The 14,673-nt window shown below is 70.8% G+C and carries 13 protein-coding genes; 11 read left to right on the top strand and 2 right to left on the bottom strand.

Annotation, left to right across the window (positions count from 1 at the left end):
• Window positions 1–14 precede the first annotated feature (14 nt).
• Both ACMGER_RS14535 and ACMGER_RS14540 read right to left on the bottom strand, forming a co-directional pair.
• On the bottom strand, window positions 15–1,133 hold the full coding sequence (locus ACMGER_RS14535; RefSeq protein ID WP_436812834.1) for a CaiB/BaiF CoA transferase family protein: 1,119 nt from the start codon (window positions 1,131–1,133) through the stop codon (window positions 15–17).
• Window positions 1,130–2,233, bottom strand: a complete 1,104-nt coding sequence (locus ACMGER_RS14540) for an extracellular solute-binding protein (RefSeq protein ID WP_436812835.1) — start codon at window positions 2,231–2,233, stop codon at window positions 1,130–1,132. The genes ACMGER_RS14535 and ACMGER_RS14540 overlap by 4 nt, the downstream gene beginning before the upstream one ends.
• 111 nt (window positions 2,234–2,344) lie before the next feature.
• Between ACMGER_RS14540 and ACMGER_RS14545 the strand changes: the two genes are divergently transcribed.
• From ACMGER_RS14545 to lldD, 11 genes are read left to right on the top strand one after another with little or no spacing between them, the layout of a single operon-like run.
• On the top strand, window positions 2,345–3,508 hold the full coding sequence (locus ACMGER_RS14545; RefSeq protein WP_436812836.1) for a CaiB/BaiF CoA transferase family protein: 1,164 nt from the start codon (window positions 2,345–2,347) through the stop codon (window positions 3,506–3,508).
• Window positions 3,505–3,957 (top strand): MaoC/PaaZ C-terminal domain-containing protein, encoded by a 453-nt coding sequence (locus tag ACMGER_RS14550; RefSeq protein WP_436812837.1) that lies wholly within the window; start codon window positions 3,505–3,507, stop codon window positions 3,955–3,957. The genes ACMGER_RS14545 and ACMGER_RS14550 overlap by 4 nt, the downstream gene beginning before the upstream one ends.
• A 4-nt stretch (window positions 3,958–3,961) precedes the next feature.
• Entirely contained in the window at window positions 3,962–4,960 is a 999-nt protein-coding gene (locus ACMGER_RS14555) for a sugar ABC transporter substrate-binding protein (protein WP_436812838.1), read from the top strand.
• The gene (locus ACMGER_RS14560; RefSeq protein WP_436812839.1) at window positions 4,954–6,438 is read left to right on the top strand and encodes a sugar ABC transporter ATP-binding protein; all 1,485 of its coding nucleotides are present in this window, start codon (window positions 4,954–4,956) and stop codon (window positions 6,436–6,438) included. Before ACMGER_RS14555 ends, ACMGER_RS14560 begins: the two co-directional genes overlap by 7 nt.
• On the top strand, window positions 6,435–7,562 hold the full coding sequence (locus ACMGER_RS14565) for an ABC transporter permease (protein ID WP_436812840.1): 1,128 nt from the start codon (window positions 6,435–6,437) through the stop codon (window positions 7,560–7,562). The genes ACMGER_RS14560 and ACMGER_RS14565 overlap by 4 nt, the downstream gene beginning before the upstream one ends.
• A complete protein-coding gene (locus tag ACMGER_RS14570) occupies window positions 7,559–8,749 on the top strand; it encodes an extracellular solute-binding protein (RefSeq protein ID WP_436812841.1) in 1,191 nt (396 codons plus the stop codon). The genes ACMGER_RS14565 and ACMGER_RS14570 overlap by 4 nt, the downstream gene beginning before the upstream one ends.
• On the top strand, window positions 8,746–9,795 hold the full coding sequence (locus tag ACMGER_RS14575) for a Gfo/Idh/MocA family protein (protein WP_436812842.1): 1,050 nt from the start codon (window positions 8,746–8,748) through the stop codon (window positions 9,793–9,795). Before ACMGER_RS14570 ends, ACMGER_RS14575 begins: the two co-directional genes overlap by 4 nt.
• 10 nt (window positions 9,796–9,805) lie before the next feature.
• Window positions 9,806–10,534, top strand: a complete 729-nt coding sequence (locus tag ACMGER_RS14580) for an SDR family oxidoreductase (RefSeq protein ID WP_436812843.1) — start codon at window positions 9,806–9,808, stop codon at window positions 10,532–10,534.
• On the top strand, window positions 10,531–12,588 hold the full coding sequence (locus ACMGER_RS14585) for a beta-galactosidase (protein WP_436812844.1): 2,058 nt from the start codon (window positions 10,531–10,533) through the stop codon (window positions 12,586–12,588). The genes ACMGER_RS14580 and ACMGER_RS14585 overlap by 4 nt, the downstream gene beginning before the upstream one ends.
• Before the next feature lie 11 nt (window positions 12,589–12,599).
• Window positions 12,600–13,361 carry an L-rhamnose 1-dehydrogenase Lra1 gene (gene lra1 / locus ACMGER_RS14590; RefSeq protein WP_436812845.1) on the top strand — a complete coding sequence of 254 codons (762 nt, stop codon included), beginning with the start codon at window positions 12,600–12,602 and terminating at the stop codon, window positions 13,359–13,361.
• Entirely contained in the window at window positions 13,358–14,497 is a 1,140-nt protein-coding gene (gene lldD / locus ACMGER_RS14595; protein WP_436812846.1) for an FMN-dependent L-lactate dehydrogenase LldD, read from the top strand. Before lra1 ends, lldD begins: the two co-directional genes overlap by 4 nt.
• Window positions 14,498–14,673 lie beyond the last annotated feature (176 nt).

The raw sequence follows: 14,673 nt of genomic DNA on the forward strand, positions 1-14,673 counted from the left end.
CTCTGGCCTGTTCTCTAGAGACCGAACTCGCGCCGGATCGCGGCGCCGTGCTGGTCGATCGCGGGCGCGCCCGCGGGGTTGCTCGCGCGCGCGCCGTCGATGCGGAGCGGGGCGCGGGTGGTCGTGATCCCGCCCGCCTGCTGGAGCAGGTCGAGGCGGCGGAAGGCTTCCGACGCGAGCAGCGCCGGCCAGTCGAGCACCGGCGCGCACCAGATGTCGCGCGGGCGCAGCCTGGCCATCCAGGCGTCGGTGGTGTCGTCGGCAAGGCGGGCGGCGATCCGCGCCTTGATCGCGTCGCGATCGGCGAAGGGATCGCCTGTGAGGTCGAGGTCCAATAGCGGCGCCAGCCGGTCGAGCGGCGTCATCGCCAGCGCCAGCCAGCCGTCGGCGGTGCGGTACACGCCATAGGGCGCGGCGAGATAGGCGTGGGCATTGTCGACCGCCGCGCGCCGCGGCAGCCGGCCGCCGTCGTTGAGATGCGTGGTCAGCACCTCGAACTGGAAGTCGACCAGCACCTCGAGCAGGCTGGTCGCGACATGCGCGCCCTCCCCCGTGATGCCGCGGCGGACGAGCGCGGCGAGGATACCCTCGACCAGCACGTGCCCCGCCAGCATGTCGGCGATTGACAGGCCGACCGGCACCGGCCCGCCCCCGGCGCTGCCGTTCAGCCACATCACGCCGGACAGCGCCTGCGCGAGCAGGTCCTGTCCGGGGAGGTCGGCCCAGGGCCCCTCCTCGCCATAGCCGCTGATCGAGCCGACCACGAGGCGGGGATTGGCGGCGCACAGCTGCTCCGGCCCGACGCCGAGCCGCTCGGCGACGCCGGGGCGGAAGTTCTGGATCACCACGTCCGCCCGTTCGGCGAGGCGGAGCAGCGCGTTGCGGTCGGCGGGCTGCTTGTAGTCGAGCGTGATGCCCTCCTTGCCGCGATTGATCGCGTGGAACAGCGTCGAGGCGCCGCCGATCTCGGTGTCGGAGAGATAGAGGGTGCGGCAGATGTCGCCCGTCCCCGGCCGCTCGACCTTGATCACCCGCGCGCCGAGGTCGCCGAGCCTGAGCGCCGCCGAGGGGCCGGACAGGAACTGCGCCATGTCGATGACGAGCAGCCCGTCGAGCGGGCGCGCGGCGCTCATCGGCTGTCCCGGTAAAGCGCATTGAGCGCGGTGAGCGCGGACGCCGCGTTCTCGCCCGCGCGCAGCGCCTGGTTGAGGCGATCGGAGGCGGCCTGCTGGAACGCCATGTAGCCGTCGTGGCGGGGGCGTACCCAGGCGCGGTCGAGCGTGACGCGCGTCTCGGCATAGAAGCCGGCGACCGGCGCGTTGACCGCCACGTCGCTCCAGGCATCAGCGTGGGCAGGTTGTCCGCCCGCGGCTGCGTAGAGGCCGCGCTGGACCTGGCCGCTCGCCACCCATTGTGCGAACCGGGCGGCTTCGGCGGGCGCGGCGCCGAATGCCGACACCGCGATGCCGGTGCCGCCGAGCGTCGATCCGCGCGGGTCGGACGCGGGCAGATCGGCGAAGACGATCCGCGTGGGGCGGAAGCCCCCGAGCGCATAGCTCACATAGCCGTAGATCAGCGGCGCGGCCGCGATCCGGGCGTCCGGCTCGGCCATGACCTCGAGCACGGCGATGGGGTCCTGGTCATAGGCGGCGGGGTCGATTGCCGCCACCAGCTCGGCGAGCCGGTCGTAGGCGGCCCGCGCTTCGTCCGGGAACAGCGTGTCGCCCTCGACCGGCAGCGTCACGCCGGCAAGCCCGCTCAGCGTGAAAAGCGACATCAGCGAATGTGGCGGACGGAGCGGCAACGTCAGCCGTTCCTCTTTCGCCAGCGCGATCACCGCGTCCCAGTCGCCGAGCGGCGCCTCGATCCGCCCCGGCACCCAGGCCTGCACCTGCGCCGCCGCGTCGATCGGCAACGCCCATTGATGGCCGGACCAGTTGTAGCTCTCGTACGACCCGCCGACCGATCCGGCGGCGATCCCCGCCAGCGCATCGGCATCGCACAGCGCGTCGAGCGGCGCCAAACAGCCGGCATCGGCGACCTGGCCGACGTGCGGATGGTCGATCACGATGAGGTCGTAGCGGAGCGCCAGCTCCTCCACGGAAAAGCTCTCGAAATCCTGGAGCGAGCGGCGGTCCCACCCGATCGGCTCGCCGCCGTTCGCCACCCATTCGCGCGTCGCGGCGACCAGCGGATCGAACCCGCGTGGATGGTCCCACGTCATTCCGCGCATCGCCCTCTCCCCTCGCTTCCGAAACCCGGTTGACTCGCCTCCTACCGCGCCGCATAGCGCTTGGGAAGGAAATATCATATAAACATACTAATCGAGGGGATCGACACCATCATGGCCGCCGCCCAGCAGGACAGCGACCTCGTCATGCCGCTCGGCGGTGTGACGGTGCTCGATTTCAGCCAGTTCCTCGCCGGCCCCTCGGCGGCGCTGCGGCTCGGCGACCTCGGCGCGCGGGTGATCAAGGTCGAGCGGCCCGACGGCGGCGACGCCGGCCGCAGGCTCTATCTCGCCGACCTCGCCTTCGACCGCGACAGCGCGCTGTTCCACGCGATCAACCGCGGCAAGCTATCGGTCGCGGCCGACCTCAAGGACGCCGGCGATCTCGCCAGGGTGAAGGCGCTGGTCGCACGCGCCGACGTGCTGATCCACAATTTCCGGCCGGGCATCATGGAGCGGCTGGGGCTCGGGTGGGAGGCGGTATCGGCGCCCAACCCGCGGCTGATCTATGCCGGGGTCAGCGGCTATGGTCCGACCGGGCCGTGGCGCGACCGGCCGGGGCAGGACCTGCTCGTCCAGTCGCTTTCCGGGATCGCTTGGCTGTCGGGCAATGCGGACGGGCCGCCGGTGCCGGCGGGCCTGGCGATCACCGACATGATGGCGGGCGCGCAGCTCGCGCAGGGCATCCTCGCGCTGCTGGTGCGGCGCGGCGTCACCGGCAAGGGCGGGCGCGTCGACGTCAGCCTGATCGAGGCGGCGATCGATCTCCAGTTCGAGCATCTGGCGGTCTATCTCAACCGCGGCGGGGCGATGCCCGAGCGGAGCAAGGTCGCCAACGCCAACCTCTACCTCGCCGCGCCCTACGGCATCTACGCCGCCGCCGACGGCCATCTCGCCATCGCGATGTGCCCGGTCGATCGGCTGGCCGAGGTGATCGACTGCCCGGCGCTCACGGCCTTCCCGGCCGACCGCTGGTTCGCCGAGCGCGATGCGATCAAGGCGGTGCTGCGCGACCATCTCGCGACCCAGCCGAGCCGCCATTGGCTCGACCGGTTGGAGCCCGCCGGCATCTGGGCGGCGCCGGTCAACGACTGGCCGGGCTTCACCGCCGACCCCGCCTTCGCCGCGCTGGAAGCGACGCAGCAGGTGACGTCGCCGGACGGAGACAGGCTCACCCTCACCCGCTGCCCGATCCGCATCGACGGCCGCGTCCTCGCCAATGGCCGAGCCGCGCCACGGCTCGGTGCCGACACCATATTGATGGACACAATCCGATGATCGTCGAGCAATATTTCGAGGACTATGAGATCGGCGCCGAGCGCACCAGCTTCGGCCGCACGATCACCGAGACCGACTTCGTCGTCCACGCCGGCCACACCGGCGACTTCTTCCCGCATCACATGGATGCGGAATGGTGCGCGACGCAGGAGTTCGGCCAGCGCATCGCGCATGGGACGCTGGTGTTCTCGGTCGGTATCGGCCTCACCGCCACCACGATCAACCCGCACGCCATGTCCTATGGCTACGACCGGCTGCGCTTCATCCGCCCGGTGCACATCGGCGACACGATCAGGACGATCACCCGCATCGCCGACAAGCGCGACCACCCGAAGCGCACCACGCACGGCGTCGTCACCGAGGCGGTCGACATCCGCAACCAGCGCAGCGAGACGGTGCTGGCGTGCGAGCACCTCTACCTCGTGCTGCGCTGCGAGCCGCTGGCCTGAGCCGATGCGCTGGCGCCCGGTCCCGCTGCTGATCTGGGTGCTCGTCGTCGTGGTCGCGATCGCGTCGCTGGCGTCGCTGCGGCAGGCGGCGCGGGCAGGCGCTCCGGTGACCGCGGCCGTCGGCGGCGGTCCGCGCTACGGACTGTCGACGGTGGGGCTGAGCTATCCCTTCGCCGCCGCCATCGCCAAGGGCTTCGGCGATGCCGCCGCGCGCGCCGGCGCCACCGCCGTGGTGCTCGACGCGCAGGGCGAGGTGCAGAAACAGGCCAACGATATCGACGATCTGATCGCCCAGCGCGTGAAAGGCATCGCGATCATGCCGCTCGATTCGGTGGTGGCGCAGGGCTGGGTCGCCCGCGCGGGCCGGGCCGGCGTGCCGGTCGCAGCGGTCGCGGCGCTGATCGGCGATCCCCGGACGCGCCGGATCGAGGACGTCTACCCGGGCCTGGTCGCGCTCGCCTCCCAGGACGAGGTCGCCGCCGGCGAGGCGGCCGGCACGCTCGCGGCGCGGCTGCTGCCCAGAAACCGCATCGCGCGGATCGCGATGATCGAGGGCGCGGCCGGTTTCCCCGAGGTCGAGCAGCGCGCCCGCGGCTTCCGCCAGGGGCTCGCCAAGGCCGGCGTCCACTATCGCATCGTCGCATCGCAGCCGGGCAACTGGACGTCGGAAGGCGGCGAGGCGGCGTGCCAGAACATCCTCGCCGCGCAACCGGACGTCGACCTGTTCTTCAACGAGGCCGACGACATGGTGATCGGTTGCGCCCGTGCGGTGCGTGCCGCCGGGTCGAAGGCGCGGCTGGTCGGGGTCGGCGGCTCGAAGCTCGCCGTCGCCTCGATCAAGGCGGGCGCGGTCGACGGCACCGTCTGCTTCAAGCCCGAGGCGCTGGGCGCGCTCGCCTTCCAGGCGCTGCACGATCCGCAGGCGGGGGGCCCGCACTTCCGCACCTATCCGATCCCGGCCGTCACCCGCGCCAACGTCGGGGAATGCGTCGGCCAATGGTGACGCTCAGCCTCGAAGGCATCGCCAAGACCTTTCCCAACGGTACCGTCGCCCTGCGCGGCGTCGACCTGACGCTCGCGCCCGGCAGGGTCCACGGCCTGCTCGGCGCGAACGGCGCGGGCAAGTCGACGCTGATCAAGGTCCTGGCCGGCGCGCTCGCCCCGACCGCCGGCACCATCCGCCGCGACGGCGAGACGCTGTGCTGGTCGACCCCGCGCGACGCCAAGGCGGCCGGCGTCGCCACCATCTACCAGCATATCCCGCTGGTGCCGACCCTGAGCGCGATCGAGAATATCCTGCTCGACGAGACCGGCTGGTGGCGGACCCGCGCCGACGATCGCGAGCGCATCGCCGCATTGGTCGCCTCGCTGGGCGATCCTTTCCCGCTCGATGCGCCGGTCGCCGAGCTGCCGATCGGTGCGCGGCAGATGGTGGCGATCGCGCAGGCGCTCGCCGCGGGCGCCGAGGTGGTGGTGATGGACGAGCCGACCGCCTCGCTCGCCGGCCATGAGCGGTCCCGAGTCTACGAGACGATCCGCCGCCTCGCCGCCGAGGGCAAGGCGGTGCTGTTCGTGTCGCACTTCATCGACGAGATCATGGCGCTGACCGATGAGGTGACCGTACTGCGCGACGGCCGCACTGTGCTCCATGCCAAGACCGCCGGGCTTGAGCCGCACGAGATCGCCGCCGCCATCGCCGGGCGATCGGTAACCGCGCTCGAACGCTCGCCCGAGCCGCGCGCCCTGGGGGCACCGGTGCTGGAGGTGCGGGACCTCGCTTCGCCCGGCAAGCTCGCACCGACCAGCTTCACGCTGCGCACGGGCGAGATATTGGGGCTGGCGGGCACGCTCGGCTCGGGGCGGAGCGAACTGCTCCACGCGATCTTCGGCGCCGACCGGCGGGCGAGCGGCACGGTGCTGCTCGATGGTTCGCCGGTCGGGCGATGGCCGGACGAGGCGGTCGCCGCCGGCATCGCGCTGGTGCCGGAGGACCGCGTGGCGCAGGGCTATGTTCCGGCGCTGACGCTGGCCGAGAACATCGCCCTTCCGCATGGCAACCGATGGCTGCTGGACGCCGAAGCCGATCGCGCGGCCGCCGACGACGCGATCCGGCGGCTGGCGATCAAGGCTCCCGGCCCGGACGCCGTTCCCGGCGAGCTGTCCGGCGGCAATGCGCAGAAGGTGGTGATCGCCAAATGGCTGTCGCCCGCGACGCGCGTGCTGCTGCTCGACGAGCCGACCGCCGGCATCGACATCGGCGCGCGCACGGACATCCTGCGGCTGATCCGCGCGCTGGCCAACGAGGGCCTGCCGGCGATCCTGGTCTCCTCCGAGTTGGAGGAGCTGCTCGCGGTGTGCGACCGCCTGCTGGTGCTGCGCGACGGCGCGGTGGTCGGCGAAGCCGATCCGGCGGCGAGCACCGAATCCGACCTCATCCTCATGGCCGGGGGCGGACGCGCGCCCGTGGGAGCCGCTGCATGATCGACTGGCGACGAACCTTCGGCCTCAGGGAGGCGGGCGTCTATTACGCGCTGCTGCTGCTGCTCGGCGTGCTCGCCGCGCTGGCCGCTTCGCGTGGGCTGCCGCCCTATCTGTCGAGCCAGAACCTCGGCAACATCGCCTATCAGGCATCGCTGGTCGGGATCATGGGCGTGGCGATGACGGTGATGCTGATCACCGGCGCCTTCGACCTCTCCGTCGCATCGGTGGCGGCGCTGGCGGCGGCGGTGCTGATCGGGCTCGCCGGGCAGATCGGCTTCGTGCCGGCGGCGGGCGCGGCGCTGTGCGTGGCGGCGACGATCGGGCTGCTCAACGGGGCGATCGTCCAGTTCGTCGGGATCAACGCCTTCATCGTCACGCTGGGGACGCTGACCGCCGTGCGGGGCCTGGTGCTGATCCTGACCGACGGCCGCTCGCTGATGGTCGAGCAGCCGCAGGTGCTGGCGGAGATGCTGGCGTTCGAGAGCACGCGCGTGCCGCTGTTCTGGCCGCTGCTGGCGCTGGCGGCGGGGCTGATCGCGCTGGGCGCGGTCAGGCGGCTGCCGCTGACGATCGCAGGCGGCGTGGTGGTGGGCGCGGTGGCGCTGCTCGCCGGGACCGGCTTCACCGTCGCGGCGCCGGTGATCTATCTCACGGTGTTCACCGCGCTGGTCTGGTTCGTGCTCCGCTTCACCGTGATCGGCCGTCGGCTCTATGCCGTCGGCGGCAATGCCGAGGCGGCGCGGCTCTCCGGCGTCAATGTCCACGCCTATCGCCTCGGCGCGTTCGTGCTGTCGAGCATGGCGGCGGGTTTCGCCGGCATATTGTTCGGCTGCCGCCTGGGCGCGATCAACCCGACCGCGCTGCAGGGCGCCGAGCTGACGGTGATCGCCGCCGCGATCCTGGGCGGCACGTCGCTGTTCGGCGGGGCGGGGAGCGTGGTGAAGACGGTGGTCGGCGCGCTGCTGCTGTTCACGCTCACCAACGGGTTCAACGTCCTCAATCTCGGCGCCAACTATCAGGGGCTGATCGAGGGTATCGTGGTCGTGGTAGCGGCCGCGATCTACACGATCGGCGCGGACCGCCGGCGTGCCCGGCCTGCGGCCACTGAGGAGGCTGCGGCATGACCGAGACGCTTCGCATCGCCGTCCGCAAGTTCGATCCGTTCGAAAGCGCGATCCGGAAACAGTTCGCCGATTTCGTTGCCGCGACCGGCGCCGACGCCGCGCTGGAGGCGGTGGCGATGGACCTCAATCCGTTGCACGAGGCGGTGATCGGACAGCGCGGGCTCGCGACGGGCGACTGGGACATCGCCTTCATGGCGACCGACTGGCTGGCCGAGGCGCAGGCCGACGGTCTGCTCGAGGACCTGACGCCGCACATGGTGCGGGCACCGATCGCGGACTTTCCGGACGCGTGGAGCCCGTCGCTGACGACGATGCAGCGCTTCGCCGGTGGCTATTGGGGGATGCCCTACCACGACGGGCCCGAGTGCCTCGTCTACCGCAAGGACCTGCTCGCCGCCGCCGGCATCGCGGTGCCGACCACCTGGGACGCATTCCACGCCGCCGCCCGGGCGCTCCACCGGCCGGGGCGGGAGCAGTACGGCACGGTGCTCGCGCTGTTCCCGGACGGGCACAACGGCTTCTACGATTTCTGCATCCACATCTGGTCGCGCGGCGGCGCGCCGTTCGATGCGACCGGACGCCCCGCCTTCACCTCGACCGAGGCCCATGCCGCGCTCGATTTCCTGCGCACGCTCGCCGGCGATGCAAGCGCGATGGCGCCGGGCGCGCGCGAGCTCGACAGCGTCGGGTCCGGGCTGCTGTTCGCCGAGGGCAAGGTCGCGCTGATGGCCAACTGGTTCGGCTTCGCCGCCTATGCCGATACCGCGCCGGACAGTCGGGTGAAGGGGCTGGTCGACGTCGCTCCCCTCCCCGCCGGGCCTGGCGGGCGCAGCGTCTCGCTCAACGTGTTCTGGGTGCTGACGATCGGCAGCGGCTCGCCGCGCAAGCAGCTTGCCTGGGAATTCCTCCGCCACTGCGCCACCGCGCCGATGGACAAGCTTACCACCATCGAAGGCGCGATCGGCGTGCGCAGATCGACCTGGGCCGATCCCGAGATCAACGCGCTGGTCCCCTATTACCACCGGCTCGACTGGCTGCACGGGCACGCCCGCCAGATGCCGCTGACGCCGAAGCTCGCCGACATCTCGCACATCGTCGACGACATGCTGACCGCGGCGGTGACGGGCGACACGCCGACCGGCGCGCTGCTCGGCGAGGCCCAGGCCCGCGCGGAGGCGATCGTGTGAGCGCGCTCCGCCAGCGCTGGCCGATGCCCTCCACCCCGCGACCGATCGTGATCGTCGGCACCGGCGGGATCGTGAAGGACGCGCACCTGCCCGCCTATCGCAAGGCCGGCTTCGCCGTGGCCGGCCTCTATGACACCGACCGCGCGCGTGCCGAGGCGCTGGCCGCCGAATGGGGCATCGCCACCGCGTTCGCCTCGCTGGAGGAAGCGGCCTCCGCCGATGCGGTGTTCGACGTCGCCGCCCCACCGGTCGCCCATGCCGCGATCCTCTCCGCGCTGCCGGAGGAGGCGACGGTGCTGCTGCAGAAGCCGATGGGACTCGACCTCGGCGCCGCCAGCGCGATCCGGCAGGTGTGCCGCGAGCGGCGGCTGACCGCTTCGGTCAACTTCCAGCTGCGCTATTCGGCGATGATGCTCGCCGTCGCCGACGCGATCGCGCGAGGGAAGCTCGGCGAGCTGGTCGAGATCGAGGTGCGCCTGAACCTCGTCACGCCCTGGCACCTGTTTCCGCACCTCATCCCCAATCCTCGGGTTGAGATCGTGTCGCATTCGATCCACTACCTCGACGCGATCCGCGCGCTTTCCGGGGATCCGGGCGGGGTATTCGCGCGCAGTTATGGCCATCCGTCGAGCCAGCTTGCCGATACGCGGACGACCATGGTTCTCGATTACGGCAAGACGCTGCGCGCGACGCTGTCGATCAACCATCACCATGATTTCGGCCGCCGCTTCCAGGACGCCTCGTTCCGTGTTGAGGGAACCGAGGGCGCGGCGATGGCGAAGCTCGGGCTGCTGCTCGACTATCCGACCGGAGAGCCCGACGAGCTGTGGCTGGCGCGCAAGGGCGGACCGTGGGAGCAGATCGCGCTTGAAGGCGCCTGGTTCCCTGACGCATTCATCGGCCCGATGGCCAATCTCCAGCGCTTCGCGGTGGGTGAGGACGACCGTCTCGCCACCAACGTCGAGGATGCGTGGAGAACGATGGCATTGGTCGAAGCCTGCTACCGTGCCGCCGCCGCACCGGCGTTTCCGATTCCCACAGAATGAAGGACCTCCCGTGATCGACCTTTCCGGCAAGACCGCCCTCGTCACCGCCGCCGCGCAGGGCATCGGTCGCGCCTCGGTGCTCGCGCTCGCCGCGGCCGGCGCACGCGTGATCGCGACCGACATCAACGAGGCGGCGCTGGAGGGCCTCGCCGGCGAGCGCGTCGCCACCACCCGGCTCGACGTGCTCGATCCGAACGACATCGCGGCGGTCGTCGGCGATGCGGGCACGGTCGACATACTGTTCAACTGCGCGGGCGTGGTCCACGGCGGCGCGCTGCTCGAGTCGACCGACGCCGACCTCGACTTCGCCTATGAGCTCAACGTCAAGGCGATGGTGCGGACGTGCCGCGCGGTGCTGCCGGGGATGCTGGCCAAGGGCGACGGCGCGATCATCAACATGTCGTCGGTCGCCTCCAGCGTGAAGGGCGTGCCCAACCGCTTCGTCTATGGCACCACCAAGGCGGCGGTGATCGGCCTCACCAAGGCGCTCGCCGCCGACTATGTCGGCCGGGGCATCCGCTGCAACGCGATCTGCCCGGGCACGGTCGAGACGCCGTCGCTGCAGCAGCGTTTGTCCGCGCAGGGCGACTATGAGACCACCCGCGCCGCCTTCGTCGCGCGGCAGCCGATCGGGCGCATCGGCACGCCGGAGGAGATCGCCGATCTGGTCGTCTATCTCGCCGGCGCGACCTATACGACCGGGCAGATCCACAACATCGACGGCGGCTGGTCGATATGAGACGATTGCTCCTCGCCACTGCCGCATTGTTGCTCGCGGCGCCGTTGCCGGCAGCGGCCGATACAGTCGCGCCCGCCGGACAGCAGCAGTTCGAGAAGCTGTGGCTCGGCTCCGCCTGGTATCCCGAGCAATGGCCCGAGGAGCGCTGGGAAGAGGACCTGCGCCTGATGAAGGCGCACGGCGCCAACGTCGTGCGCATCGGCGAGTTCGCCTGGAGCCGGATGGAGCCGACCGAAGGCCGGTACGACATGGGCTGGCTGGTCCGCGCCGTGCGGCTCGCCGCCGAGTACGATATCAAGGTCGTGGTCGGCACGCCGACCGACACGCCGCCGGCCTGGCTCACCCAGAAATATCCGGAAGTGCTGCGCATCGACGGCGAGGGCAAAAGGCTCGGCCACGGCGGGCGGCGGCAGTTCTCGATCTCGTCGCAGCGTTACCGCGCGTTCTGCCGGGACATCGTCACGCGCATGGCCGAGGCGCTGGGGCACGAGCCCAACGTCGTCGGCTGGCAGATCGGCAACGAATATACCGACGAGAGCTACGATCCCGATGCCAAGGCGGCGTGGATCGCGTGGCTGAAGCAGCGCTACGACACGCTCGACAAGCTCAACGAGGCGTGGACGACCGCCTATTGGTCGCAGACCTACACCGCCTGGGACCAGGTGCCGTTCAACACCGAGACGGGCAATCCGGGGCTGATGCTGGAGCAGAAGCGGTTCATCACCAGCCAATGGGTCGCGTTCCAGAAAAACCAACTCGACGCGATCCGCGCCAAGGCCGCGCCGGCGCAGTTCATCACCACCAACCTCGGCGGGCTCGGCTGGGCGAACAGGTTCGACCGCTACGCGATCAACCGCGACCTCGATTTCGCCTCATGGGACAATTACGTCGGCACCGGCCATCTCCAGCCCTATCGCAACGGCGCGACGCACGACCTGGTGCGGGGATGGAAGCGGCGGAACTTCTGGGTGATGGAGATCCAGCCCGGCTTCGTGAACTGGGCGCCGGTCAGCAACATGCTCTACCCCGGCGAGACGCGGGCGATGGCGTGGCAGGCGGTCGGCCACGGCGCCGACGGCATACTCTACTGGCAGTGGCGCAACGCGCTGAACGGCCAGGAGACGATGCACGGATCGATCGTCGGGCCGAACGGCAAGCCGCTGCCGATCTATCCCGAGGTGACGCGGATCGGGCGCGAGATGGCGAAGGCCTCGCCGGCGATCGCCGGCACGCACCCGGTATCGCCGGTCGCGATCCTGCAGGACTATCCGAGCCGCTGGGCGATCGACTTCCAGCTGCACCACAAGGACTATGACCAGATCGCGGTGCTGCTCGACTATTACCGGCCGCTCAAGGATGCCCTCGGCGCGGTCGACATCGTCGAGGCGGCGGGGCCGCTCGACGGCTACAAGCTGGTGGTGGCGCCGAGCCTCAACATCATCACCGACGAGACAGCGGCGAAGCTCGCCGCCTACGTGAAGGGCGGCGGTCACCTGATCCTCGGGCCGCGGTCGGGAATGAAGGACGAGTTCAACCGGCTCGATCCGGTCCGCCAGCCGGGCCCGCTCGCCGAGCTGCTCGGCGGACAGGTCGAGCAATTCTACGCGCTCGACGAGACGGTCGCGGTCGGCGACGGCGAGGCGACGATCTGGGCCGAGGACCTGTCGACCAGGGCGCCCGACACCCAGGTGCTGCTGCGCTACGGCAAGGCCAACGGCTGGCTCGACGGCCATCCCGCCGCGATCACGCGCAAGGTCGGCAATGGGACGATCACCTATGTCGGCGCGCTGGTCGACGATGCGGTGATGAAGACGCTGATCGACCAGGCGCTGGCCGGTGCCGGCGTGACGCGCGACTTCGCGGCGCCCAAGGACGTCGAGCTGATGACCCGCGAGGGCAATGGCCGCAGGATCGTCATCCTCATCAACCATGGCCGCGAGCGCCGCACCGTGGCATTGCCGCGCGCGATGGATGATGTGCTGGCCGGGGGGACCGTCGGCAGCGTCGCGCTCGGCCCCGAGGGCGTCGCCGTGCTTCAGGATCGTTCGAACTAAGGGATTGTGACATGCTGCTGGAGAACAAGACGGTTCTGGTGACGGGCGCCTCGGCCGGGATCGGCCGCGCGGTGGCGGTGGGCTGCGCCAAGCACGGCGCGAACGTCGCGATCAACTTCGCGCGCGACGCCGCCGGCGCCGAGGCGACGGTGGCCGAGATCGAGGCGCTGGGGCGCAAGGGCGTCGCGATCCAGGGCGACGTCGCCGATCCGGAGACCGCGACCGACTTCGTCGCGCGCGCGACCGCGGCGCTGGGGCGCGTCGACGTGTTCGTCAACAACGCCGGCATCTGCCCGTTTCACGCCTTCCTCGACATGCCGGTCGAGACGCTCGATCGCACGATGCGGGTGAACCTGCACGGCGCCTATTTCATGGTGCAGGCGGCGGCGCGGCAGATGGTGGCCCAGGGCGACGGCGGCTCGATCATCGCGATGTCGTCGATCTCGGCGCTGGTCGGCGGCGAGTATCAGACGCACTACACTCCGACCAAGGCCGGTGTCTTGTCGCTGATGCAGTCGACCGCGATCGCGCTCGGCAAGCATGGCATCCGCTGCAACGCGCTGCTGCCCGGCACCATCCTGACCGACATCAACAAGGACGACCTCGCCGACGAGGGCAAGCGCCGCTACATGGAGAGCCGGGTGCCGCTGGGCCGGCTGGGCCAGCCGGAGGACATGGTCGGGCCGACGGTGTTCCTCGCCTCCGATCTCGCGCGCTACGTCACCGGCGCCGCGCTGCTGGTCGACGGCGGGATGTTCGTGAACCTGCAATGACGACGATCGCCTCGACGCTCGACTTCCGCACGGCGGCGAAGCGGCGGCTGCCGCGCTTCCTGTTCGATTATGCCGACGGCGGCGCCTATGCCGAGGCGACGCTGGCGCGCAACGTCGCCGACCTCCAGGCGGTGGCGCTGCGCCAGCGCGTGCTCGGCGACGTCGCCGAGATCGACCTGTCGACGACGCTGTTCGGACGCGCACAGCCGCTGCCGGTCGCGCTGGCGCCGATCGGCATCGGCGGCATGTACCGCCGCCGCGGCGAGACGCAGGCGGCGCGCGCCGCCAATGCGCGCGGGCTGCCGTTCACCGTCTCGACCGTCGCGCTCTGCTCGATCGGCGAGATCGCGCGAGCGAGCCGCGGGCCGCTGTGGTTCCAGCTCTACGTGATCCGCGACCGCGGCTTCATGGGCGACCTGATCGCCGCCGCCAGGCAAGCGGGCGCCGAGGCGCTGGTGTTCACCGTCGACATGCCGGTGCCCGGCGCGCGCTATCGCGACGCGCATTCGGGCATGTCGGGGCCGAACGCGCCGCTGCGCCGCGTGCTGCAGGCGATCGGCAAGCCCGGCTGGGCGTGGGATGTCGGCATCCGCGGCCGGCCGCACCGGCTCGGCAACCTCGAGCCGGTGCTCGGCAATGCCAGCGGCATGAACGACTACATGGGCTGGCTCGGCGCCAACTTCGATCCGTCGATCACCTGGCGCGACCTCGACTGGATTCGCGCGGCGTGGGACGGCCCGCTGATCATCAAGGGCATCCTCGATCCCGAGGACGCGCGCGCCGCCGCCGACATCGGCGCGAACGGCATCGTCGTCTCCAACCATGGCGGGCGGCAGCTCGACGGCGTGCTGTCGAGCGCCCGGGCGCTGCCGGCGATCGCCGACGCGGTGCGCGACCGGGTGACCGTGCTGGCCGATTCGGGGGTCCGCTCGGGGCTCGACGTGGTGCGGATGCTCGCGCTCGGCGCGCACGGCGTGCTGCTCGGCCGCGCCTGGCTCTATGCGCTGGCGGCGCGCGGCGAGGCCGGCGTCGCGCAGCTGCTCGACCTGATCGAGAAGGAGATGCGCGTCGCGATGACGCTGACCGGGGTCAATGCCGTCACGAAGATCGACCGGTCGATTTTGGCGGAGCGTTAGCTCCCAGCCTCCCCGTCACCCCGGCACAAGGCCGGGGTGACGGGGAGAATCTAAACCGCCTCCGGCGCCGCGTCCGGCAACGCCTCGGTCACGCGGCTGCCCCACAGGCCATAGAACAGGACATAGAGTTCGCACGCGGCGGTGAGGAGGAACGAGGTTTGGAGGCCATAGGCGTC

This window comes from Sphingomonas astragali (assembly GCF_051400615.1).
Classification (GTDB): Bacteria; Pseudomonadota; Alphaproteobacteria; order Sphingomonadales; family Sphingomonadaceae; genus Sphingomonas.

What these genes read in the sequence shown, in the direction of transcription:
- lldD (WP_436812846.1), top strand. Translation starts at nt 13,358, where the DNA reads ATGACGACGATCGCCTCGACGCTCGACTTCCGCACGGCGGCGAAGCGG.
- ACMGER_RS14585 (WP_436812844.1), top strand. Translation starts at nt 10,531, where the DNA reads ATGAGACGATTGCTCCTCGCCACTGCCGCATTGTTGCTCGCGGCGCCG.
- lra1 (WP_436812845.1), top strand. Translation starts at nt 12,600, where the DNA reads ATGCTGCTGGAGAACAAGACGGTTCTGGTGACGGGCGCCTCGGCCGGG.
- ACMGER_RS14540 (WP_436812835.1), bottom strand. Translation starts at nt 2,233, where the DNA reads ATGCGCGGAATGACGTGGGACCATCCACGCGGGTTCGATCCGCTGGTC.
- ACMGER_RS14535 (WP_436812834.1), bottom strand. Translation starts at nt 1,133, where the DNA reads ATGAGCGCCGCGCGCCCGCTCGACGGGCTGCTCGTCATCGACATGGCG.
- ACMGER_RS14565 (WP_436812840.1), top strand. Translation starts at nt 6,435, where the DNA reads ATGATCGACTGGCGACGAACCTTCGGCCTCAGGGAGGCGGGCGTCTAT.
- ACMGER_RS14560 (WP_436812839.1), top strand. Translation starts at nt 4,954, where the DNA reads ATGGTGACGCTCAGCCTCGAAGGCATCGCCAAGACCTTTCCCAACGGT.
- ACMGER_RS14555 (WP_436812838.1), top strand. Translation starts at nt 3,962, where the DNA reads ATGCGCTGGCGCCCGGTCCCGCTGCTGATCTGGGTGCTCGTCGTCGTG.
- ACMGER_RS14550 (WP_436812837.1), top strand. Translation starts at nt 3,505, where the DNA reads ATGATCGTCGAGCAATATTTCGAGGACTATGAGATCGGCGCCGAGCGC.
- ACMGER_RS14570 (WP_436812841.1), top strand. Translation starts at nt 7,559, where the DNA reads ATGACCGAGACGCTTCGCATCGCCGTCCGCAAGTTCGATCCGTTCGAA.
- ACMGER_RS14545 (WP_436812836.1), top strand. Translation starts at nt 2,345, where the DNA reads ATGGCCGCCGCCCAGCAGGACAGCGACCTCGTCATGCCGCTCGGCGGT.